Below are 1,032 nucleotides of genomic sequence, written 5' to 3'. Positions count from 1 at the left end.
GTTGTTGTCAAACACGTTGTTCACGGTTTTACAGTCTTGAGACCGGTGGTTTTCTTTTCAAAGCGGTATGCGGCCTTTGGTTGTTGTAGAAGTTGAGCCAGGGATTCAGGTGCTTTTGACGCTCCGCCGATGACTCGTAGGCTTGGCTGTAGGCCCACTCCTTGATGCTGGTTTGGATGAAGCGCTCTGCTTTGCCGTTGGTGCGCGGCGTATAGGGCCTGGTCTTCTTGGGCCTGACACCCAGGTAACGGCAAGCGGTCAGGAAAAGGCGAGAGCGATAGCACCCGCCGTTGTCTGTCAGCACCCTGTCGACCGTCACGCCGTGCCGCTCGAACCATCCCACGGCCCGAATCAGGAAGCAGGTGGCGCTGGCGGCCTTCTCGTCAGGCAACAGCTCGCTGTAAGCCAGGCGGCTGTTGTCATCAACGCAAACGTGCAGATACTCCCAACCAGCGCCTCTCTGACGCCGTGACCTATCACCGGTGATGCGGTGGCCAACCCCATCTATCCTGCCTAACTTCTTGATATCAAGGTGGATCATGTCTCCTGGCTTCTCGTGCTCGTAGCGCATTACCGGCGGCTTGGGCTCCAGCCGAGATAGCCGATTCAAACCAAGCCGCCTGAGTTCCAAACCCACCGAAGAAAGAGGTAGGCAAAGGGCAAAGGCGATAGCCGGGCTGGTCATCCCCATGCGCCTCATTGCCGCGATCGTGGCTACTCTTTCAACCGGAAGACGGCGCGGGCTGCGTAGAGGTCGAGAGGTCCGATTGTGTAGTGCCGCCACTCCTCCGGCCCTGAATCGAGCCAGCCACTTGTAAACCGTACGCTGACTGACACCGAACTGATCACCCACTTCCTTGGCGCTCATCCCCTCCTTCAGAACCCTTCTGACAATAAGGGCTCGACTATGAAACGTGGTTCGGGCATTCTGATGATGGTTGTTCATGCGGTCCTCCAAAGTAGATGCCGATGTCTTGGTAAACACCAGTCTCTACGATGGACTCCGTGTGAACAACCTATTTAGCAACTACA

1 protein-coding gene is annotated in these 1,032 nt (G+C 56.6%); it reads right to left on the bottom strand.

Translation table 11 applies throughout. The features are described from left to right. Nucleotides 1-28: 28 nt before the first annotated feature. On the bottom strand, nucleotides 29-946 hold the full coding sequence (locus X474_RS20965) for an IS481 family transposase (RefSeq protein WP_044351805.1): 918 nt from the start codon (nucleotides 944-946) through the stop codon (nucleotides 29-31). Nucleotides 947-1,032: the final 86 nt, after the last annotated feature.

Origin of the sequence: Dethiosulfatarculus sandiegensis, from assembly GCF_000931935.2 — a bacterium.
GTDB classification, from domain to species: domain Bacteria; phylum Desulfobacterota; class Desulfarculia; order Desulfarculales; family Desulfarculaceae; genus Dethiosulfatarculus; species Dethiosulfatarculus sandiegensis.
The sequence above is the reverse complement of the archived record's forward strand: the minus strand, read 5'-3'. Positions and strand labels throughout refer to the sequence as shown.